The organism is Microbacterium sp. CFBP 8794 (assembly GCF_014841235.1).
GTDB lineage: Bacteria > Actinomycetota > Actinomycetes > Actinomycetales > Microbacteriaceae > Microbacterium.
This window is the reverse complement of record NZ_JACYTT010000004.1, coordinates 534,620-555,364: the sequence shown is the minus strand read 5'-3', so window position 1 is coordinate 555,364 and position 20,745 is coordinate 534,620. Positions and strand designations below refer to the sequence as shown.

The window sequence follows — 20,745 nt, the reverse complement described above, 5'->3', positions numbered from 1 at the left end:
ATGACCAAGCTGCGCCTCGCCATCGTCGGAGCCGGCCCCGCCGGCATCTACGCGGCCGACATCCTGCTGAAATCCGAGCGGCAGTTCGACGTGTCGATCGACCTGTTCGAGCAACTGCCCGCACCCTACGGTCTCGTGCGCTACGGCGTCGCCCCCGACCACCCGCGCATCAAGGGTGTCGTCACGGCGCTGCGCGAGGTGCTCGACCGCGGCGACATCCGCCTGTTCGGCAACGTGCGCTTCGGCGAGGACATCACCCTCGACGACCTCAAGCAGCACTACAACGCGGTGATCTTCTCGACCGGCGCGATCCGCGACGCCGACCTCGACATCCCCGGCATCGACGCCGAGGGCTCGTACGGCGCCGCCGACTTCGTGAGCTGGTTCGACGGCCACCCCGACGTGCCGCGCGAGTGGCCGCTCGAGGCGGAGTCGCTCGCGGTCATCGGCAACGGCAACGTGGCGCTCGACGTCACGCGCATGCTCGCCAAGCATGCCGACGACCTGCTGCCCACCGAAGTTCCCGACAACGTGTACCAGGGGCTCAAGGCCTCGCCCGTCACCGACGTGCACGTCTTCGGCCGCCGCGGTCCCGCGCAGGTGAAGTTCACGCCTCTCGAGCTGCGCGAGCTGGGCGAGCTGCGCGACGTCGACATGGTCGTCTACGACGAGGACTTCGACTACGACGAGGCGTCGCTGGCCGCCATCCAGACCAACAAGCAGGTCAAGGTCATCGACCGCGTCCTGCAGCAGTGGCGCACCCGCCCGGGCGTGAACAACTCCGGCGGAGAAGCGTCGCGACGCCTGCACCTGCACTTCTGGGCCAAGCCCGTCGAGGTCGTGAAAGACGCCGAGGGTCGGGTGGCCGCGTTCCGGTACGAGCGCACGAAGCCCGACGCCGAGGGGGGCGTCGTGGGAACGGGCGAGATCCGCGAGGTGCCGATCCAGGCCATCTACCGCGCGGTCGGCTACTTCGGGTCGCCGCTGACCGGCGTGCCCTTCGACGAGCGTCACGGCGTCATCCCCAACCACGAGGGTCAGGTGCTCGCTGCCGACTCGAACGACCGCCTGCCGGGCGTGTACGCCACCGGGTGGATCAAGCGCGGCCCCGTCGGCCTCATCGGACACACCAAGTCGGATGCCATGGAAACGGTGCGCCACGTCATCAACGACCAGGGCGAGTGGTGGCAGCCGGCCCACCCCGAAGAAGAGGCCATTCCGGCCCTTCTCGAGGAGCGCGGCGTGCGCTGGACCGACCTCGACGGCTGGCACCGCCTCGACGAGCACGAAGTCGCCCTCGGCGCCCCGCACGAGCGCGCCCGCGTCAAGGTCGTGCCCCGCGACGAGATGATCTCGATCTCGCGCGGCGAGTAACCCTCACATACGCACAGCGAGCCGCCCCCGTCCCTCCGGACGTGGGCGGCTCGCTGTCTTTGAGGCGCCGACGGGCCGGGCCGAACTCCTGAGTCATCGCGCGCCACAGCCCCCTCGGCGCGCCGGCGAGCCCGCACGGCCCGACTTCTCAGGAGTTCGGCCCGCCGTGGGGGTATGCCGGCCCCCGCCCCGCATGCCTAGGCTGGGGCGATGGGGGAGTGGCATCCGGACGTCTTGGGCGACGGCTTCGAACAGCAGACCCTGCCACTCGGCGACGATGCCGAGGGGAAGGTCGTGGCGACGCTCGTGCGCGCGCGGCCGCACGCCGGCGCCCGCCTGTTCGGTGAGTTCCGCGACATCGACGTGCTGTACGTGCACGGGTGGTCGGACTACTTCTTCCAGGTCGAGCTCGCCCGGTTCTTCACCGATCGCGGTGCCCGATTCTCGGCGCTCGACCTGCGAAACTACGGCCGGAGCCTGCGGCCCGGGCAGGCGCCGGGCTACGTCGCGGCCCTCGACGTGTACGACGCCGACATCGCGGCGGCCCTGGATGCCCTGGGCACCGCGCGCGAGGGGCGGCGGCTTGTGCTGCTCGGACACAGCACGGGAGGACTCACGCTGACGCTCTGGGCGGCGCGGCATCCGGGGGTCGCCGACGCCCTCGTTCTCAACAGTCCGTGGCTGGAGCTGCAGCTCGGCCCGCTCGGACGCCAGGCGCTCGCCCCGCTGGTGAACGCCCGCGCGCGATTCGACCCGCTCGGCACGCACCCGGTCGTCGATCTCGGCTTCTACACGCGCGCGCAGCGGGAGCTGGGGACTTTGCCCGACAGTCCCGAGGGCTGGCGCCCGGCGCAGGGATTCCCCACCCACCCCGGCTGGTTGGCCGCCGTCATCGCGGGGCACGCGCGGGTGGCATCCGGCGTCGACGTGGGATGCCCCACCCTCGTGCTGTTGTCGCAGCGCTCGACCTCGGCGCTCAGCTGGAACGACACGATGCTCTCGAGCGACTCGGTGCTCGTCGTCGACGACATCGCGCGCGCGGCCACCCGCATCGCCCGCACGGTGACGATCGCGCGCATCGACGGGGCGCTGCACGACGTGTTCCTGTCGGCGCCCGAGGCGAAGGACGCCGCGTTCACCGCGCTCGAGACCTGGATGACGCAGCTAGCGTAGAACGCGATCGAAGGAGCCCCATGATCCCCACCGCCGCGTCCGCGACCGAGCGCTACCGTGCCGCACGAGACGAGCTTCTGGCCGCGCGCACCGATCCGGCCCGGGCGGCGGGGTTCACCTGGCCGGTGTTCGACGGTGCCTTCAACTGGGCGATCGACTGGTTCGACCCGATGGCGCGGGGCAACGAGGCACCCGCGCTGATAGTGGTCGACGACGACGGCACGCGGCACCAGCGCACGTTCGACGAACTCGCGCGGCGGTCCGATCAGGTCGCCGCCTGGCTGGCGTCCCGCGGGGTGGCCCGTGGCGACGCCGTGCTGCTCATGCTCGGCAACCAGGTGGAACTGTGGGAGGCGCTGCTCGCCCTCATGAAGCTCGGCGGGGTGATCGCTCCCACCACGACCGCGCTCGGCACCGCCGATCTCGCCGACCGCATCGAGCGCGCCGAGATCCGTCACGTGGTCGTCGGGGCGGCGGACGCCGCGAAGTTCGACGATCTGCCCGAGGGACTCGGCCGCATCGTCGTGGGCGGCACCCACCCGGGCTGGGCCGCGTACGACGACGCGTTCCTCACCGAGGCGCCGCCGGCCCGGCATCCGGGAACCACCGCCGATGACCGCCTGCTGCTCTACTTCACCTCGGGCACCACCTCGAAGCCGAAGCTCGTCGAGCACACGCACGCCTCGTACCCCGTGGGACACCTGACGACGATGTACTGGCTCGGGCTCGAACCCGGCGACGTGCACCTCGCCATCAGCTCGCCGGGGTGGGCGAAGCACGCGTGGAGCTGCTTCTTCGCGCCGTGGATCGCCGGGGCGACGGTGCTGGCGCTGAACTTCGCGCGATTCTCGGCCGAGCGGCTGCTGGAGGAGCTGGAGAGCGAGGCTGTCACCACGTTCTGTGCGCCGCCGACGGTCTGGCGCATGCTCATCCAGACCGACCTGTCGGGGCGTCGCGGGAGACTGCGCGAGGTCGTCTCGGCGGGCGAGCCGCTGAACCCCGAGGTCATCGCCGCGGTGCAACGCACCTGGGGGCTCGACATCCGCGACGGGTACGGGCAGACCGAGATGACGGCGGTCGTCGCCAACACTCCCGGGGCGCCGCTCGTGCCGGGATCGATGGGGCGCGCGCTCCCCGGATGCCCGGTGGTGCTCGTCGATCCCCTCAGCGGCGCGCGCGCCGACGAGGGCGAGATCTGCCTCGATCTGACCGAGCGTCCGCTGAACCTGATGACGGGATACGTGGGCGACGCCGAGCGCAACGCCGAAGCCTTCGCCGGTGGTCTCTTCCACACCGGCGACGTGGCCCGGCGCGACGAGACCGGCAGCATCACGTACATCGGGCGCACCGACGACGTGTTCAAGGCCTCGGACTACAAGATCAGCCCGTTCGAGCTCGAGAGCGTGCTCATCGAGCATCCGGCGGTCGTCGAGGCAGCCGTGGTCCCCGCGCCCGACGCGGTGCGCCTCGCGGTGCCGAAGGCGTACGTGGTGCTGGCCGCGGGATATGAGCCCGGCGACGAGGTGGCCCTCGACATCCTGCGCTACGCCCGCGAGAAGCTCGCTCCGTACCAGCGCGTACGCCGCATCGAGTTCCACGACCTGCCGAAGACGATCTCGGGAAAGATCCGCCGCGTCGAGCTTCGTCAGCGCGAAGAGGCCGCCGCGCGCGGTGAGGTCGTGTGCGTGGAATGGACGGATGCCACCCTGCGGGGCTGATCCGCGCGCCGCAACGGTTCGCGCCGGCCCCGTCGGCGTGTGAACATCGACTCATGCACCTGCACGACGACCGGCTGACCGCGCGCTCTGCCGCGGCGACCCCTGCCGCGGTGACCAGACACGCCGTCCTGCGGTGCGGCGCGCGCGGCGGGCGGGGCTGAGTCCGCCGTGCGACAGCGAGTGGCGTGGCTGATCGGCGCGGGCATCGTGCTCGTCGCGATCGGTGTTGCCGTGCTGCTGGTCATGACCGCCGGTTCGCGCGCGGAGCCGAGCTCTCCGGCGACGGCGACGCCCTCGGCATCCGTCACCCCCACGCGATCGGCCACCCCCACGCGGTCGGCGACTCCCACGCGAACCCCCACCCCGACAGCCACGCCGACCCCCACGGCGCGGCCGGGAACGGCTCTCGTGACGCGCGGCGAGGGCGGCACGGTGCGCATGCTCGTCGCCGGCGACTCACTGGCCGCGGGCTTCTTCGCGTCGCAGAAGGATCGGGGCTTCACCTCTCTCGTGGCGGATGCCGTCGGCCCGGTCGAGATGACCACCGCGGCCCAGGCGCACCAGACGCTCACCACCGTCGCCGCCATCACCGACGTGCCCGACGATCTCGATCTCGCGGTGATCGAGCTCGGGACGAACGACGTCGGCCTGCCCACTCCGGTGGCCGACTTCGAGCAGCAGTACGTCGGACTGCTCGATCGCATCCGCGCCTCGTCGCCGAAGGCCGCGCTCGTCTGCCTCGGTACCTGGACGAGCGACGGCGCCGCGTACGACGAAGCGATCGCCCGCACCTGCGCCGCGCGGGGCGGGGTGTACGTCGGGCTCGCCGACGCCTTCTCGACTTCCGCGTACCACGGTCCCGAGGGGCGCGACTCGTTCGCCGGTGCCAGCGACTATTTCCACCCGAACGACACCGGGCACCGCGCGATCGCCGACGGCGTGCTGAAGGCCCTCACCTACTGAGCCGCCCGCGCGAGCCGTGAGCGCCGCGCGTCACACCGGTTCGGTCGTGCGGATGAGGCCGCAGCTCACACACGACCACGCCACGAGAAACCGCTCGTCGTCGAGGATCTCGAACGAGAGCGGGTCGCCGCAGGTGGGGCAGGGGAGCGGGCTCGGCCGGCTGGTCATCGTGAGAAGGTCACGTGCACGACGCCGCTCTCGGCGACCTCGGTCGTCACCGTGTAGCGGCGGTCAAGATCGCGGAGGTCGTCCCACAGGCGCGTTCCCCGCCCCAGGATCACGGGGCGGATGGCCACGTGCAGGTGGTCGACGAGGTCGGCCTCGAGGGCCGCGCGTACCACCCCGACACCCCCGCCGATGCGCACGTCGGCGTCGCCGGCGGCCGCGGAAGCCCGTGTCACGGCATCCGTGATGCTCTCGCAGACGAAGGTGAATCGCGTGCCGTTCGCGAAGTCGATCTCGGGCCGCTCGCGGTGCGTGAGGACGAACACCGGTACGCGGAACGGCGGCTCCTCGCCCCACCACCCCCGCCAGTCGGGATCGTCGGGGAAGGCGTGCAGGCCGAACATGCCCGCGCCCATCACCTCGGCGCCGATGCCCTCGAAGTACGCGGCGGCGTACCGGTCGTCGACGCCAGTCGTCCCCGCGCCCGACGTGTCGCCGAAGACACGCTCACGGAACGTTCTCGTCGCCATGTAGTCCGCGACGAGACGCCCCCAGTCCTCGCCCATCGGATTCTCGGGCGACGGGTCGGCGGGCATCGCCACCCCGTCGATCGAGATGTTCAGATCGACGCGGACGGGCAAGGTGTGCTCCGGGGAGGGGTTACCGGTAGTTGGTGAACTGCAGGTCGACGTCGAGGTCGGCGGCCTTGAGCAGGCGCTGCACTTCCTGCAGGTCGTCGCGCGACTTCGACTGCACGCGCAGTTCGTCGCCCTGGATCTGCGACTTGACGCCCTTGGGACCCTCGTCGCGGATGATCTTGTTGACCTTCTTCGCGTCGTCCTGCGAGATGCCCTCCTTCAGCGTGGAGGTGATGCGGTACTCCTTGCCGCTGGCGACGGGCTCACCGGCATCCAGGCTCTTGAGCGAGATGCCGCGCTTGATGAGCTTCGTCTGGAAGACGTCGAGGACGGCATTGGCGCGCTCCTCGGAGTTCGCCTTGATGACGATGGAGTCGCCGCTCCACGCGATGGACGCGTCGGTGCCCTTGAAGTCGTAACGCTGCTCGACCTCTTTGTGAGCCTGGTTCAGCGCGTTGTCGGCTTCCTGTCGGTCGATCTTGGAAACGATGTCGAAGGAAGAATCAGCCATGGTCCGATTCTATTCGCGGGCCCCCGATCCACACCCCCTCGACATCGCCCGCCCCGTCTCGGTATGCGCGCTCGTAGACTCGACCGACCCGGAGCGTGACGTTCAGGGCGTCTACGGGAGCCCCTCAATGGCGCGACGAGCGAGATCGCATCCTTGCGCCTACGTGGATGGTGCATCCCGCGAGCAGGACGAGCATCAGGGCCGGGAACCAGATGTTCGCGTCTTCAGCTGCCTGCGTCCGCACGACCCAGGGCTTGTTCACGTTGAAGGTATCCGTCGGACGAAAGAAGGCCGACACCGTTCCGTCCGAACCAGGAGCACCGTCCAAGACAACGCCGTGCAATCGAGAGCTGCCATCGTCGCTCACCCATCGGCCGATGCTCCGGCATCCCCCGCGGTTCTCGACGCACCGCTCCTGAGTAAAGGTGCCCCACGTCGATGGCTCGGTGCGATCGAGCATCATCGTGGTCGCGACTACGGCGACAACGATCGTCAGGACGACAAGTACAGTCAGCCCGATCCAGTTTCTTATGGGGCTTGTGGGACCATCCGCGCCCCGGTCGCGACGCCGCAACACAGCAGCCTTTCATGAGTGTTCTCGGACGCGGCAACGCAGGTTGTGGAGCGATCCCGCGTCGTTCGACCGTTATCGGGAAACGATGTCGAAGGAAGAATCAGCCATGATCCGATTCTATTCGCAGGCCCCCGATCCACACCCCCTCGACATCGCCCGCCCCGTCTCGGTATGCGCGCTCGTAGACTCGGATGCCATGCGAGCACTCACCGAGAACGAGCTCCGCGCCGCGTTCGTCAACGCCACGCCGGACGAGGTGCGCGTTCTGGCGCTTCCTCACGACTTCGTGCTGACCGACTGGGATCATCTCGACTTCCTCGCCTGGCGTGATCCGAGCACGCGGGGCCGCGGATACCTCGTGATCGAGCGCGACGCGGAGCCGATCGGAGTGCTGCTGCGCGCCGCCGACGGGCAGTCGCGCGCCCGGTCGTCGATGTGCAACCTGTGCCACACGATGCAGCCCGGTGATCAGGTGACGTTGTTCACCGCACGCAAGGCCGGCGCGGCCGGTGAGCACGGCGACACGGTGGGCACCTACATGTGCGCCGACCTGTCGTGCCACGAGACGGTGCGCCTGGCGGCACCCCTCGCCCCGAGCGAGATCCGCGCGAGCGTCGACCGAAAGATCGACGGCACGCGGCGCCGCACCGAGGAGTTCGTCGCGCGCGTGCTCGAGACCGCCGAGGTGACGCGATGAGCGGGCGGGTCGTCGTCATCGGTGACGCCCTCATCGACGAGCTGCGCGACGAGACGGGTGTGCGCGAGTTCGTCGGCGGCGCGGGCCTCAACGTCGCGGTGGGGCTCTCGCGCCTGGGCGTTCCGGCATCGCTCATCGCGATGGTGGGCGACGATGCGGCGGGCGAGCAGATCCGCGATTTCCTCGCCGAGCACGGCGTCGAGCTGCTGGCGAGTCCGTCGGAGCACGGCTCGTCGCGCGCGGTGAGCACCCGCTCGCCGGGCGGAGAGCCCGAGTACGTCTTCAACGACGCGGCCCAGAACCGACGGGTGCGCTACGGCGACGCGGAGCGCGCGGCGATCGCCGACGCCCCCATGGTCGTGGTCAGCTGCTTCCCCTTCGACGACGCGGAGCAGACCCGCCTCCTGATGGATGCCACGGCCTCCCCGTCGACGCCCCTGGCCATCGACCCGAACCCGCGCAGCGGCATGCTGCACGACCGCGCCGCGTTCGTGCAGGGCTTCGAGCGGGCGGCATCCGGAGCCCTTCTGGTGAAGGTGGGCGACGACGACGCGCAGCTTCTCTACGGCGGCTCGCTCGACGACCTGCGCGTGCGACTCGTCGGCCTCGGCGTGGGTGCCGTGCTGGCGACCTATGGCGCGGGCGGCGCCGCGATCGACGCCGCCGGAACCTCGGTCGCGCGGGGGATCTCGGAGCTTCCCGGCCGCATCGTCGACACGATGGGTGGCGGCGACGCCGTACTGGCGACCACCGTCGCGCTCGTGCGCGACCGCCTTCCGGTCGACGCCGAGGAGTGGGATGCCGTGCTCACCCGCGCCATGGATGTCGCCGCCGCCACCTGCCGCCACGAGGGCGCCCTGCTGCGCACGCCGGAGTGACCCCACCGTGGTTGGAGGCACCCTCTGCGAGATAGTAGAGTGGTTTCTCGCGCCTCTGGTCGACTGAACAAGCCGGGCGGGCGCGCATGGCGAGTTACCCAAGCGGCCAAAGGGATCTGACTGTAAATCAGACTGCATTGCATTCGGGGGTTCGAATCCCTCACTCGCCACAAAACGTCCGTCTCTCGAGACGGACGTTTCCTGTTTCAGGAGAGTGCGTCCGGAGCGCCCCTCAGCTGTCTGCGCTCGCTCACGCAGCGCTCGGCCCCACTCCGGACGCTGAAACGGGTAGAGCGACAGTTGTCACACCGGCGCCCTCGGTGGGCGGTTGAGTGCCCCGCCCGTGAGCCGAATCGCGGTGACCGACGTGATGGCGCCCGCTGCCATGATCGCCGCGAGGACGACCAGCTGAAATCGTCCTGCCTCCACGGGTGAGAGTCCGCCGAAGATCGCTCCCACGAACGCTCCGGGCAGAACGACCACGCCGGTCGTCTTGACCTGGTCGATCCCGGGGAGGAGGGCGTCGTGTACCGCGCGCCGCCCGAGGTCGCGGGTGGCGCGGCGAGGTGTCGCTCCCAGCGCCAACCAGGCCTCCACTTCGGGCCAGCGGTCAGCGCGCAGCTGCGCGAAGGTGCGACCGGTCACCGAGGCGACGGTCATGGCGTTGCCGATCACCATCGCCCCGACCGCGAGAACGAACCGAGGTGAGTATTCGACGGCGCCGGTGAGGAACACCACGCTTCCGGCCACACCCACCCCGGCGAAGAGGGCAAGCGCTGTCCTCCATGCCTGAGAGGGCGGATCTCCGATGCGACTCGTCGACACCGACACCGCCACCAGGAACATCACGACGAGCGCGACGCCCACCCAGACGGCATCCTGGATGACCCCCGTCAAGATGACGCTGAGAAGGGTGAGCTGCACGGTCGCCCGCACGAGAGCAAAGGCCGGACCGTGCCACCGCGGCACTCCCGAAGCGAGCAGGATGCTTACTGCGATGCCGGCGAGAACCACAATCGCCACCGCCGTGCGCACCAGCACATCGACTGTAGGCATGCCGAAAGAGTACTGGCGGTGCGGAACATCGTCGTCTGCCTGGCCTACGTGCACGGGCGCGACGGGTACCGCGAAGCGTTCGCCGATCTGCGGGCACAGTTCCCAGACTTGTGATGCCGGGAGCTCGGCTCACGTCAGACCGAGGCGGCGAGCAGGGTCTTGGACTTGCCGTTCAAGAAGTTGACGAGCGCGCCGAGCACGTTCACCTCGTTGCCGAGGTTGACCAGCGCGACGGCGTCCAGCTCGATGGTGGCGTCTCGCGCTTCCATCATCGCCGTCCAGATCCCGTCACCGCCGGTCACGGGCTGCAGGTAGGTCACGGTCTTCGCCTCGCTGAGGTCGACGACGATCAGACCCGAGTCGGGATCGGTTTCGTCATCCTGCTCCAGGAGGCGGATGTCGCTTCCCGTCAGGTAGCCGAGGGCGCGGAATTCCGCGAGCCACTCCTCGAGCAGGTCCTTGTTCAGCAGGCGGCGTACCGGCACGGCTCTCTCCGATTTCTTCGCGCGAGATCGCGCGTCACCACATTATGTCGGGTGCGGAGAGGTTCGGCTTCGTGCGTTCAGGCGGCGCGCATCGATCGCACGGGCGTGCGGGCGGGGGTGCGGGTCGCCTTCTCGGCGACCTCCCACTCGCGCACGTCGATGACGAGACCCGATGCGGCGTTGGACTGGTCGGCCAGCGTGCGCAGGTACTCGCCCACCAGCTGCTCGGGCTCGACGGATTCGAACACGAACCGCAGGGGGATCGAAGGCTGCAGCCAGATGGTGGAGCGTCCGGGATCCTGCTCCGTGCCGGTCCAGGTGAACGTGAACGACTCGCCGCGGCGCAGCTTCGTCGAGGCGATGACCTTGATGTAACCCATCAGGCGATCGGGAAGAAAAATGGGGGCGGTGTCGGAACCGTAGTAAAGAGTGGCCATTGCGATCTCCTAGAGTCGGGGTCGGCGGGCTAATCACTAAAGTAGCACGTATTTCACAAACTTAATTAATTAACTGAAATGTTCACGACCTTGAGTAAGGTGGGCCTTAGCAATCGGCCGGATTGCCCCAGGACTGAGGAGGTGCGGCGTTGACGAATCCCTCCGCGTTGACCGCAGCGCTCGATGACTACGTGTCCGCACGTGATGATGCCGTCGCGAAGGCGAGAACCGACCTGTCGGTCAGTGAACTCGAGGCGACGGCTCTGTGCTGCATCGCCGACGAGCCCGGCATCCGCCCCTCGGTCCTGCGCTCCCATCTGGGTGTGACCGCAGCCGGGGTCACCACGATGGTCGATCGTCTGATCGGACGAGGCCTCGTGCGCCGCGAGCTCGATGCCGAAGACCGTCGGGTCAACCACATCCACCTCGAGATCGACATGGAGCAGGAGCCCTGGGCGGCGCTCCGGCGTTTCCCCGTCGAGGTGGACGCCGCCGTGCGCGCCGAGTCGCGCGATGTCGTCGAGGTGGCCGCCGAGCTGCTGCGTCGCATTACGGATCGCGTGCGCACCTTCAGCTGAGCGGGCGCCTCGGCGCCGTCATCGCGGACTCTGCGCCGTCGGGCCTCACGCGGCCTCCTTCGAGCCGGATGAGGTGATCGGCGTCGGCGATGAGCCGGTCGTCGTGGCTCACGCACACGACCGTCGCCCCACGGGCGACCTCGTGCGCGATGGCCGCACGGTTGAGTTGCGCGCTCGCCGCGTCGAGTCCGGTGGTCGGTTCGTCGAGCAGCAGGATGTCGGCTTCGCGGGCGAGGCCCTGGGCGAGCAGCGCTCGCTGTCGTTGTCCCCCCGAGAGTGACGAGAACGGATGCCGTGCCAGCGGCGCGATGTCGAGTCGCTGCATCGCGCCGTCGATGGCGGCCCGGTGCGCGGCGGTGAGTCGCCGGAGCGGCCCCGTGCGTCCCCACGCCCCGACCGACACGACGTCACGGACGGTGAGCGGGAGGTGGGGCGAGACGGCTGCGCGCTGCGGCACGAAGGCGCGCGTGCGCTGCGCGACCTCGACCGTGCCGGTTGACGGCTCCCGTGCGCCGGCGAGCACCTCGAGCAGCGTCGACTTGCCCGCACCGTTCGGGCCCACGATGACGGTGAGCGCTCCGGCGTGCAGATCGACGTCGACGCCGTCGAGGGCGAGGGTGCCGGAGTGGTCCACGCGCAGGGCGCGTGCGAGGACGGCGGTGAGGGGCATGGCATCCATTGTATGAGTTTGAGAATCGTTCTCATTCTCGATACGGTCGGGCATCGTGACCTGGCTCCTCGATCCCTTCTCTCTCGAATTCGTGCAGCGCGCGCTGCTCGGGGGAGTGCTCGTCGCCGTGCTGTGCGGCGTCGCCGGCACGTGGGTGATCGTGCGCGGCATGGCGTTCCTGGGCGAGGCACTCGCCCACGGCATGCTGCCCGGCGTCGCTCTCGCCACCGTGCTCGGCCTTCCGGTTCTGCTGGGGGCGGCGGCCAGCGCCGTCGTGATGAGCCTCGGCATCGGTGTGCTGCAGCGGCGCGCCCGGCTCTCGTACGACACGAGCATCGGCCTGCTCTTCGTCGGAATGCTCGCCCTCGGCGTCATCGTCATTTCGCACGCTGGCAGCTTCGCCACCGATGCCACGGCGATCCTGTTCGGCGACATCCTCGCCATCGGCGCCGGTGACCTCGTCGTGCTCGCGGTGGCGGCAGGCCTGGGCATCGCGGCGGCCGCGGTCGCCCATCGTGGCCTCGTCGCCCTCGCCATCGACGAGCGGGTCGCCCGGGTGCTCGGCCTCGGCCCGCGCGTCGCGCAGACCGTTCTCGTCGGGCTCGTCACCCTGGCCGTCGTCGCGTCGTACCAGGCCGTCGGCTCGCTGCTGGTGGTGGGCCTTCTCATCGCGCCCGCGGTCGCCGCGCGCCAGTGGACCCACCGCATCGCCACGACCATGGCGCTCGCCGCCATGATCGGGGCGGTCGCCGTCGCCGTCGGCCTTCTCATCTCGTGGCACGCCGCGACCGCCGCCGGCGCGACCATCGCCGCCACCGCCATCGCCGCAGCCGGCGTCTCGTGGGCCCTACGCGCCTGCCGTGACGCCGCGCGCCGCCGCGTGGCATCCCCTGTTCTCGTTCCCGCCTGACCGGAAAGCCCCCATGCCCGACCCCGACTTCCCCCGTCGCCTCGCGCCCCTCAGCGTGGTGTTGCTCCTCTCGCTCGCCGGCTGCGCTGCGCCTGCCGCCGCCCCCGACACCGCACCCTCGACCGACACGCACGGCGAGATCGCGGGTGCCGCCGAACTCGCCGAACCCGCGGTGGGTCTCACCTCGATCGACGGCGACGGACGCGTGTCGCACCTCGATCTGCTCGACGAGACCACGACCGGGCTCGGCACCGTGCGCTCGCCCTCGACGGTGCACTCGGACGGTCGGTACCTCTTCGCCGCCGACGACACGGGCGTCTCGATCGTCGACAGCGGCGTGTGGACCTGGGACCACGTCGACCACTTCCACTACTACCGCGCCGACGCCCGCCTGCTGGGCGACGTCGAGGGTGAGGGAACCGCTGTCGTGGCGACCTCGAACTCGTCGACCACGGGCGGGACGGGCCTGTTCTTCCCCGGATCGGGTGAGGCGGTGCTGCTCGACACCGAGGCGTTGTCGAGAGGTGAGGTCGTCGAGCGGTTCCGCCTCTCGACGTCTCCCGGTGCCGGCCTCGTCGTGCCCGCCGGATCGTTCGCCGCGGTGGCCGCGGACGACGAGGTGACCCTGCACGACGCCGACGGCGCCGAGGTCGGCGAACCGGCCGCGTGCATCCAACCCGCGGGAACGATCACCACCCGCGTCGGAGCGGTGATCGGATGCCAGGACGGCGCCCTCCTCATCAGCGTCGACGACGACGCACCCGTCGTCGAACGCATCGCCTACCCCGCGGGAACGACCGCGCCGCGGGCGACGGCCTTCGCCAACCGCGAGGGGCGCCCGAAGGTCGCCGCGGTCGCCGGGGACGCCGGGGTGTGGATCCTCGACACCCGCGAGCGCACGTGGACGCTGCTGCCCACCCCCGAGCCGGTCGTGCAGGTCACGGCGGTCGACGACAAAGACGCGAACCTCCTCGCCCTCACCCCGGACGGGCGGGTGCTCGTGCTCGATGGTGAGACGGGCGCGCAGCGCGCGGCATCCCCCGCCCTGGTGGGAGCGAGCCTCGCCGCGGGCCAGACCGTCAGCCTGGTCGCCGACCAGCAGCGGGCGTATCTGAACGGCCCCACCGAGAACCGCATGTGGGAGATCGACTTCGCCGACGACGCCCGCGTCGCCCGGGAGTTCGCGCCCGAGCGCGCGCCGCTGTTCTTTGCCGAGACGGGACGCTGACATGAAGAGAGCTCTGGCCGTCGCCCTGACCGCCGCCCTGCTCGCCCTCACCGGGTGCGCCGGGGGAGCGGCATCCGATCGCCCGCTCGTGGTGGTGACGACGAACATCCTCGGCGACGTCGTGTCGCAGCTGGTCGGCGATGACGTGGAGGTGCTCACCCTGATGCGCCCGGGCGCCGATCCGCACTCGTTCGAGATCTCGGCGTCGGAAGCCGCGCGCCTGCGCTCGGCCGACCTGCTGGTGGCCAACGGCATCGGCCTCGAAGAGGGTCTGCAGCAGCATCTCGACGCGGCGTCCGCCGACGGGGTGACCACTTTCGTCGCCGGCGACGCGGTCACGGTGCTGCCGTACACCTCGACCGATGCGGGCGGTGCCGACGATCCGCACTTCTGGACCGATCCCGCCCAGATGGCCGCGGTCGTCGACGCGCTGACCCCGGTGCTCTCGGGCATCGACGGGATCGACGCCGCCGCGGTCACCGAGCGCTCGACGGCGTACCGCGCCGAGATCGAGGACCTGGATGCCGAGATGACGGCCGCGTTCGCCGCGATCCCCGCCGAGCGTCGGGCACTCGTGACCAACCACCACGTCTTCGGCTACCTCGCCGAGCGCTTCGGGTTCCGCCTGGTGGGAGCCGTGATCCCCGGCGGCACCACGCTGGCGGCGCCGAGCACGAGCGACCTCGCTGACCTGGTGTCGGCGATCGACGAGGCCGGAGTGCCCACGATCTTTGCCGAGTCGTCGTCGCCCGACCGCCTGGTGCGCGCGCTCGCCGACGAGGCCGACCGCCACGTCGAGGTGACCGAGCTGTTCACCGAATCGCTCACCGACGCCGACGGCGGCGCCCCCGACTACCTGACCATGATGCGCGTCAACACGGAGCGCATCGCCACCGGCCTGTCGCCGTGAGCGACCGGCCACCCACCCAGAAAGAGAATCACATGCGCACCTCTTCCCACCGCCGCGGGGACGCCCTCCGTCGTGCGGGCCTGCTCACGCTCGCGGTCGGCGCGACCGTCGCCCTGTCGGCGTGCGCCGGCGGCGCCGGCACCGGTTCGGCTGCCCCCGCCACGAGCTCGGCCCCGTCGTCGACGAGCGACACCGGCACCCGCGTCGCCCTGTCGTACCCCGGCGGCATCGTCGTGCTCGACGGCGCGAGCCTCGAGACGATCGGCGACTTCTCGTCCGAGGAGTTCACCCGGCTCAACTCGGCCGGTGACGGCCGTCACGTCATGGTGACCACGAGCGAGGGCTTCCAGGTGCTCGATGCCGGCACCGCGTCGGAGCAGCCCGAGCTCACCGACCTCGTGTTCCCGGCGTCCAAGCCCGGTCACGTCGTGACGCACGGCGGCAAGACCGTGCTCTACGCCGACGGCACGAGCGACTCGACGATCTTCGACACCGACGCCCTGCTCGCCTCGACCGATGCGCTCCCCGCCGTCGAGACCATCCCGGGCGTCGAGGCGCACCACGGGGTGTCGATCATGCTCGAAGACGGGTCGTTCGTCACCACGGTCGGCAACGCGAACGGCCGCACCGGCATCGCCGTGACCGACGCATCGGGCGCGACGATCGCCCAGGACGCGACCTGCCCCGGCGTGCACGGCGAGGGCACCGCGAAAGACGAGGTCGTCGTCTTCGGCTGCGAGAACGGCGCCCTGATCTACGACGACGGCGAGATCACGAAGGTCGACGCCCCCGACCAGCCCTACGGTCGTACGGGCAACCTCTTCGTCAGCGAGACCAGCCCGCTGGTGCTCGGTGACTACAAGGACGACCGCGACGCCGAGGGCTACCTGCTGCAGCGCGTCTCGCTGATCGACACCGCAGCCAAGACGCAGACCGTCCTCGACATGCCCGCCGGCGCCGAGTACACGTTCCGCGACCTGGCCCGCGGCCCCGAGGACCGGGGCTACATCCTGGCGTCGGACGGCGCGATCCACGTCCTCGACCTCGAGAAGGGGGCCTTCACCGAGGCGTTCCCCGTGATCGACGCGTGGGAGGGGCCGGTCGAGTGGCAGGACGCCCACCCCGCCATCAAGGTGTCGGGCGACATCGCCTACGTCACCGAGCCGGCGAAGAACGCCGTGCACGCGGTCGACCTCACCAGCGGTGAGATCACCGCCACCGCGACCCTCGACGTCACGCCCAACGAGATGGCGCTCACGCGCTGAGCATCACCGACCGCCCCGGTCGTACGCCACCTGCAGTGCACCCCGCACCGCGCGTACGCCGGGGCGGTCGGCCGTTCCGCGGCGGACGGCCGTGAACACCTCGCGTCGGGGTTCGCCGGGCAGGTCGACCAGGCGCACGGGCGGATCCTCGCCGGCGAAGACGAGGTCGGGGATCATCCCCACCGCGTGACCGGATGCCACGAGCCGCGCGTGCGCGGTCAGATCGGCCATCTCGAAGCGCACGTCGGGCTCGAACCCCACCGCGCGACACTGCTGCGTCGCCCATTGACGCGCGGCCGTGCCCTCGGGCTCCATCACCCAGGCGCGCTCGCGCAGGTCGTCGAGTCGCTCGGCGGGATCGGTGCGCGCCACCGCGAGGCGGATGGCATCCCGTCCCAGCAGGCTCCGCTCGATGCCGTCGCGGTGCTCGCGCGTGTGCCCCGGGTACTGCTCGGCGACGGCGAGATCGAAGCCGCGGGCGGCCACCTCGAACAACCCTTCTTCGGGGGCGAGCTCGGCGACTTCGACGCGCAGCTGCGGTTCGGCCTCGGCCAGGGCGTCGAGAGCGCGGGGGAGGAGTCCGTGGGCGGCGGACTGCATGACGGCCACGCGCACGGGAGCGAGCGAGGGGCGCAGGTGTTCGAGCTCGGCGCGGGCCGCTTCGTCGGCGGCGAGCATGCGGGCCGCGTGTGCGGCGAGGGCCGCACCCTGCGCGGTGAGGCGCAGGCGTCGACCGTCGGGCTCGAGCAGGGCGACGCCGGCCTCGCGTTCGAGCAGAGCCAGTTGCTGCGAGATCGTCGACGGACTGTACGACAGGGCCTCGGCGACGGCCGCGAGCGTGCCCCGGAGTGACAGCTCGTGCAGCAGGCGCAGACGGCGGAGATCGAACATGGCATCCCTTCGATGACATCGAACATAACCCATCGTTAATCATCGCTTTTCTCGAATGGACGCGAGTCCCATGCTGATCACATCCGAGGAAGGACCGCCATGTCGCTCACCGATGCCCCCCGCACCACGTCCGGCACCACGCCCGAGACTCTCGTCTCACCCGCCGAACTCGCCGACGACGCGATCGCCCTCGTGCGCCGATGGCTCGCCGAGAGTCGCGACGAGCCCGTCGACGCCGCCGCCCAGCGCCTCGCCGGCGTGCTGCGCGATCCGCACGGACTCGACTTCACGGTCGGCTTCGTCGACGGGGTCGTGCGCCCCGAAGACCTGAGCGTCGCGGCGCGCAACCTCGCCGCCCTGACCCCGCTGATCCCCGGGTTCCTCCCCCTGCACCTCAAGGCCGCGATCCGGCTCGGCGCGTTGACCGCGCCGATCCTTCCCCGCGTCGTCGTGCCGGCGGCGCGCACGGCGCTCCGCTCGATGGTGCGTCACCTCATCGTCGATGCCAGCGACCGCAAGCTCGGCGACGCCATCACGTCGATCCGCGGCCGGGGCGACGGCATCCGTCTCAACGTGAATCTGCTCGGCGAGGCCATCCTCGGCAAGAAAGAGGCCGCGCGCCGCCTGGCCGGCACGCGCAAGCTCCTCGCCCGCGACGACGTCGACTACGTCTCGATCAAGGTGTCGTCGACCGTCGCCCCGCACACGCCGTGGGCATTCGACGCCGCCGTCGCCGACGCGGTGGCGGCGCTTCGCCCCCTCTACCGGGTCGCGAAAGAGACCGGCACGTTCGTCAACCTCGACATGGAGGAGTTCAAAGACCTCGACCTCACCCTCGCGGTCTTCGAGACCCTGCTCGCCGAGCCCGAGTTCCACGACGTCGAGGCCGGCATCGTGCTGCAGGCGTACCTGCCCGATGCCCTCGCCGCGATGATCCGCCTGCAGGAATGGACCGCCCGGCGCGTGGCATCCGGGGGTGCGACGATCAAGGTGCGCGTCGTGAAGGGCGCCAACCTCCCCATGGAACGCGTCGACGCCGACGTGCACGACTGGCCGCTGGCTACCTGGCCGTCGAAGCAGGCGACGGATGCCTCTTATAAGGCGGTGCTCGACTACGCGCTGCGACCCGAGCACGCGCAGCACGTGCGCATCGGCGTGGCCGGACACAACCTCTTCGACGTGGCCCTCGCCTGGCTGCTCGCGGAGCGGCGCGGGGTGACCGGCGGGATCGACGTCGAGATGCTGCTCGGCATGGCCACCGCGCAGCAGGCGGTCGTGCGCCGCACGGTCGGGTCGATCCTGCTCTACACGCCCGTCGTGCACCCGCAGGAGTTCGACGTCGCGATCGCGTACCTGATCCGCCGCCTCGAAGAGGGCGCATCGAGCGAGAACTTCATGTCGGCCGTCTTCGACCTCGACACCCACGCGGCGCTGTTCGATCGCGAGCGCGACCGCTTCCTGGCCTCGCTCGCCGACATGCCCGAGGGCGTACCGGCGTCGAACCGCGTGCAGGACCGCACCGCTCCCGCGCCCGCGGCTCCCGCCACGGGCTTCCACAACACCCCCGACTCCGACCCCGCGATCGAGGCCAACCGCGGCTGGGGCGCCGGGATCGTCGCGCGGATGCAGGACTCGACCCTGGGCAGCGACACGATCGCCGCGCACACCGTCACCGACGCCGACGCCCTCGACGCCCTGATCCGCGAGGCCGCGACCGCCGCCACCGCGTGGCGCGAGCTCGGCGCGGGGGCGCGCGCCGCGATCCTGCACCGGGCGGGCGACGCGCTCGAGAAGCGTCGCGCCGACCTGCTCGAGGTCATGGGCGTGGAGTGCGGCAAGGTGTTGGAGCAGAGCGACCCCGAGGTGTCGGAGGCCATCGACTTCGCGCACTACTACGCCGAGCAGGCCCGCACCCTCGACGACGTCGACGGAGCCCGCTTCACGCCCGTGGGCGTCACCGTGGTCACCCCTCCGTGGAACTTCCCCGTCGCGATCCCCGCGGGATCGACCCTCGCCGCGCTCGCCGCAGGGTCCGCCGTGGTCATCAAACCCGCCGCCCTCGCCCAGCGCTCCGGTGCGGTCATGGTCGAGGCGCTGTGGGAGGCCGGTGTGCCCCGCGAGGTGCTGAAGCTCGTGCAGCTGTCGGAACGCGACCTCGGCACGCAGCTTCTCACGCACCCCGCCGTCGAGCGGGTCGTGCTGACCGGCGCGTACGAGACGGCCGAGCTGTTCCGCTCGTTCCGTCCGGACCTTGCGCTGCTCGCCGAGACGAGCGGCAAGAACGCCGTGATCGTGACGCCCAGCGCCGACCTCGACCTCGCCGCGAAAGACGTCGCGATGTCGGCCTTCGGCCACGCGGGGCAGAAGTGCTCGGCGGCCTCGCTCGTCGTGCTCGTCGGCTCGGTCGCCCGCTCGCGGCGCTTCCGCGACCAGCTCGTCGACGCGGTGACCTCGCTCGAGGTCGGGATGCCGTGGGATGAGGCCTCGCGCGTGGGACCGCTCATCGAGCCGGCCAACGGCAAGCTGCTGCGGGCACTCACCACGCTCGAGCCCGGCCAGCGCTGGGTCGTCGAACCGCAGCGTCTCGACGACGAGGGGTCGCTGTGGCGCCCCGGCATTCGCGAGGGCGTGCAGGCGGGCAGCGAGTTCCACCGCACCGAGTACTTCGGACCCGTGCTGGGCATCATGACCGCCGAGACCCTCGATGAGGCCATCGAGATCGTCAACGCCATCGAGTACGGGCTCACCTCGGGCTTGCACGCGCTGGACGAGGCCGAGATCCAGCGGTGGCTCTCGCGCATCGAGGCCGGCAACGTCTACGTCAACCGCGGCACCACCGGCGCGATCGTGCAGCGCCAGCCGTTCGGCGGGTGGAAGAAGTCGGCCGTCGGCGCGGGCACCAAGGCCGGTGGGCCGTCGTACCTGTTCGGATTCGGTTCGTGGGCGGATGCCGAGACCTCGGCGCCCCGCTCGGGCGATGCGCTGGCCGCCCCGGCGCTCGCGGCCGTCCCCTCGGCCGACCGCGACTGGCTGGCATCCGCTCTCGCGAGCGACGCCGCCGCGTGGGCCGCCGAGTTCTCACTGGCCCGCGATGTGACCGGCCTGGAGTCGGAGCAGAACGTGCTGCGCTACGGCACGGTGCCGGTCACCGTGCGGCTCGACGACGCGACCGAGACGGCGCTGGTCCGTGTCGTCGCCGCCGGCGTGCGCGCCGGCGCCCCGGTGACGGTGAGCACGGCCCGCGCGCTGTCGCCCGCCGTGCGCGCGTGGCTCGAGGGCGTGGGAGTGCGCGCGAGCGTCGAGGATCCCGCCGAGTGGCAGCGCCGCGCCGCGCGCCTGGCGCGCACCGGCGGGCGGGTGCGCCTGCTCGGCGGCTCGACCGTCGCGATGGCCGACGCCGTGGGCGGCTCGCCCTCGGTCGCGATCTACGCGGGCGAGGTCACCCGCGCCGGGCGCGTCGAGCTGCTGCCGTTCCTGCGCGAGCAGGCCGTGTCGATCACGGCGCACCGCTTCGGAACGCCGCGCCGGTACGTCGTGCCGCCGCTCGTCACGCGCTGAGCGCACGCGGGCCCCGCGGCTGTCGCGGGGCCCGCGTGGGTGCTCATCACGCGGTTCCGGTGGTGG

At 70.8% G+C, this 20,745-nt stretch carries 20 protein-coding genes and 1 tRNA gene; 13 read left to right on the top strand and 8 right to left on the bottom strand.

The window, feature by feature from the left end; translation table 11 throughout:
* The 4 genes from IFU19_RS13565 (at nt 1) to IFU19_RS13550 (ending at nt 5,228) form a co-directional block, all read left to right on the top strand.
* Nucleotides 1-1,374 carry an FAD-dependent oxidoreductase gene (locus IFU19_RS13565; RefSeq protein WP_070409356.1) on the top strand — a complete coding sequence of 458 codons (1,374 nt, stop codon included), beginning with the start codon at nt 1-3 and terminating at the stop codon, nt 1,372-1,374.
* Between the two features lie 210 nt (nt 1,375-1,584).
* Nucleotides 1,585-2,547 (top strand): alpha/beta hydrolase, encoded by a 963-nt coding sequence (locus IFU19_RS13560; RefSeq protein ID WP_192014389.1) that lies wholly within the window; start codon nt 1,585-1,587, stop codon nt 2,545-2,547.
* A 20-nt stretch (nt 2,548-2,567) separates the two neighbouring features.
* The gene (locus tag IFU19_RS13555) at nt 2,568-4,265 is read left to right on the top strand and encodes an AMP-binding protein (protein ID WP_192014387.1); all 1,698 of its coding nucleotides are present in this window, start codon (nt 2,568-2,570) and stop codon (nt 4,263-4,265) included.
* A 168-nt stretch (nt 4,266-4,433) separates the two neighbouring features.
* Nucleotides 4,434-5,228, top strand: a complete 795-nt coding sequence (locus IFU19_RS13550; protein ID WP_342343424.1) for an SGNH/GDSL hydrolase family protein — start codon at nt 4,434-4,436, stop codon at nt 5,226-5,228.
* A gap of 30 nt (nt 5,229-5,258) precedes the next feature.
* Here IFU19_RS13550 and IFU19_RS13545 read toward each other — a convergent pair whose 3' ends face one another.
* The 3 genes from IFU19_RS13545 to IFU19_RS13535 are packed head-to-tail and all read right to left on the bottom strand — an operon-like array spanning nt 5,259 to nt 6,542.
* A complete protein-coding gene (locus tag IFU19_RS13545) occupies nt 5,259-5,396 on the bottom strand; it encodes a hypothetical protein (RefSeq protein WP_191916551.1) in 138 nt (45 codons plus the stop codon).
* The gene (locus tag IFU19_RS13540) at nt 5,393-6,034 is read right to left on the bottom strand and encodes a dihydrofolate reductase family protein (protein ID WP_191916550.1); all 642 of its coding nucleotides are present in this window, start codon (nt 6,032-6,034) and stop codon (nt 5,393-5,395) included. The genes IFU19_RS13545 and IFU19_RS13540 overlap by 4 nt, the downstream gene beginning before the upstream one ends.
* A gap of 19 nt (nt 6,035-6,053) precedes the next feature.
* The gene (locus IFU19_RS13535) at nt 6,054-6,542 is read right to left on the bottom strand and encodes a YajQ family cyclic di-GMP-binding protein (RefSeq protein WP_055839030.1); all 489 of its coding nucleotides are present in this window, start codon (nt 6,540-6,542) and stop codon (nt 6,054-6,056) included.
* Between the two features lie 770 nt (nt 6,543-7,312).
* On the opposite strand from IFU19_RS13535, the gene IFU19_RS13530 reads away from it, so the two are divergent.
* The 3 genes from IFU19_RS13530 to IFU19_RS13520 all read left to right on the top strand — a co-directional run bounded on the left by IFU19_RS13530 (nt 7,313) and on the right by IFU19_RS13520 (nt 8,861).
* Nucleotides 7,313-7,813, top strand: coding sequence for an FBP domain-containing protein (locus IFU19_RS13530; protein ID WP_191915900.1), 501 nt, complete (start codon nt 7,313-7,315; stop codon nt 7,811-7,813).
* A complete protein-coding gene (locus IFU19_RS13525) occupies nt 7,810-8,691 on the top strand; it encodes a PfkB family carbohydrate kinase (protein ID WP_192014385.1) in 882 nt (293 codons plus the stop codon). The genes IFU19_RS13530 and IFU19_RS13525 overlap by 4 nt, the downstream gene beginning before the upstream one ends.
* 88 nt (nt 8,692-8,779) lie before the next feature.
* Nucleotides 8,780-8,861, top strand: a tRNA-Tyr gene (locus tag IFU19_RS13520).
* A 133-nt stretch (nt 8,862-8,994) separates the two neighbouring features.
* On the opposite strand, the gene IFU19_RS13515 is transcribed toward IFU19_RS13520, so the two are convergent.
* The 3 genes from IFU19_RS13515 to IFU19_RS13505 all read right to left on the bottom strand — a co-directional run bounded on the left by IFU19_RS13515 (nt 8,995) and on the right by IFU19_RS13505 (nt 10,669).
* A complete protein-coding gene (locus IFU19_RS13515; protein WP_192014383.1) occupies nt 8,995-9,747 on the bottom strand; it encodes an ABC transporter permease in 753 nt (250 codons plus the stop codon).
* 134 nt (nt 9,748-9,881) lie between these two features.
* The gene (locus IFU19_RS13510; RefSeq protein WP_191915903.1) at nt 9,882-10,232 is read right to left on the bottom strand and encodes a hypothetical protein; all 351 of its coding nucleotides are present in this window, start codon (nt 10,230-10,232) and stop codon (nt 9,882-9,884) included.
* A 77-nt stretch (nt 10,233-10,309) separates the two neighbouring features.
* Entirely contained in the window at nt 10,310-10,669 is a 360-nt protein-coding gene (locus tag IFU19_RS13505) for a DUF7882 family protein (RefSeq protein ID WP_055839018.1), read from the bottom strand.
* A gap of 149 nt (nt 10,670-10,818) precedes the next feature.
* Between IFU19_RS13505 and IFU19_RS13500 the strand changes: the two genes are divergently transcribed.
* Nucleotides 10,819-11,247 carry a MarR family winged helix-turn-helix transcriptional regulator gene (locus tag IFU19_RS13500; protein WP_192014381.1) on the top strand — a complete coding sequence of 143 codons (429 nt, stop codon included), beginning with the start codon at nt 10,819-10,821 and terminating at the stop codon, nt 11,245-11,247.
* Here IFU19_RS13500 and aztA read toward each other — a convergent pair.
* Complete coding sequence (gene aztA / locus IFU19_RS13495) at nt 11,240-11,917, bottom strand: zinc ABC transporter ATP-binding protein AztA (RefSeq protein WP_249405454.1); 678 nt, start codon at nt 11,915-11,917, stop codon at nt 11,240-11,242. The genes IFU19_RS13500 and aztA overlap by 8 nt on opposite strands.
* 55 nt (nt 11,918-11,972) lie before the next feature.
* Here aztA and aztB point away from each other — a divergent pair, with 55 nt between their 5' ends.
* From aztB to aztD, 4 genes are read left to right on the top strand one after another with little or no spacing between them, the layout of a single operon-like run.
* Nucleotides 11,973-12,827 (top strand): zinc ABC transporter permease AztB, encoded by an 855-nt coding sequence (aztB, locus tag IFU19_RS13490; protein ID WP_192014377.1) that lies wholly within the window; start codon nt 11,973-11,975, stop codon nt 12,825-12,827.
* A 13-nt stretch (nt 12,828-12,840) separates the two neighbouring features.
* Nucleotides 12,841-14,055, top strand: a complete 1,215-nt coding sequence (locus tag IFU19_RS13485; protein WP_192014375.1) for an ABC transporter — start codon at nt 12,841-12,843, stop codon at nt 14,053-14,055.
* A 1-nt stretch (nt 14,056) separates the two neighbouring features.
* Nucleotides 14,057-14,965 carry a zinc ABC transporter substrate-binding protein AztC gene (gene aztC / locus IFU19_RS13480; protein WP_192014374.1) on the top strand — a complete coding sequence of 303 codons (909 nt, stop codon included), beginning with the start codon at nt 14,057-14,059 and terminating at the stop codon, nt 14,963-14,965.
* A gap of 32 nt (nt 14,966-14,997) precedes the next feature.
* Entirely contained in the window at nt 14,998-16,230 is a 1,233-nt protein-coding gene (gene aztD / locus IFU19_RS13475; RefSeq protein WP_192014373.1) for a zinc metallochaperone AztD, read from the top strand.
* Between the two features lie 3 nt (nt 16,231-16,233).
* Here aztD and IFU19_RS13470 read toward each other — a convergent pair whose 3' ends face one another.
* Nucleotides 16,234-17,121, bottom strand: a complete 888-nt coding sequence (locus IFU19_RS13470) for a LysR family transcriptional regulator (RefSeq protein WP_192014371.1) — start codon at nt 17,119-17,121, stop codon at nt 16,234-16,236.
* A gap of 99 nt (nt 17,122-17,220) precedes the next feature.
* Here IFU19_RS13470 and IFU19_RS13465 point away from each other — a divergent pair, with 99 nt between their 5' ends.
* Entirely contained in the window at nt 17,221-20,679 is a 3,459-nt protein-coding gene (locus tag IFU19_RS13465; RefSeq protein WP_192014369.1) for a bifunctional proline dehydrogenase/L-glutamate gamma-semialdehyde dehydrogenase, read from the top strand.
* The last annotated feature ends 66 nt before the right edge of the window (nt 20,680-20,745 follow it).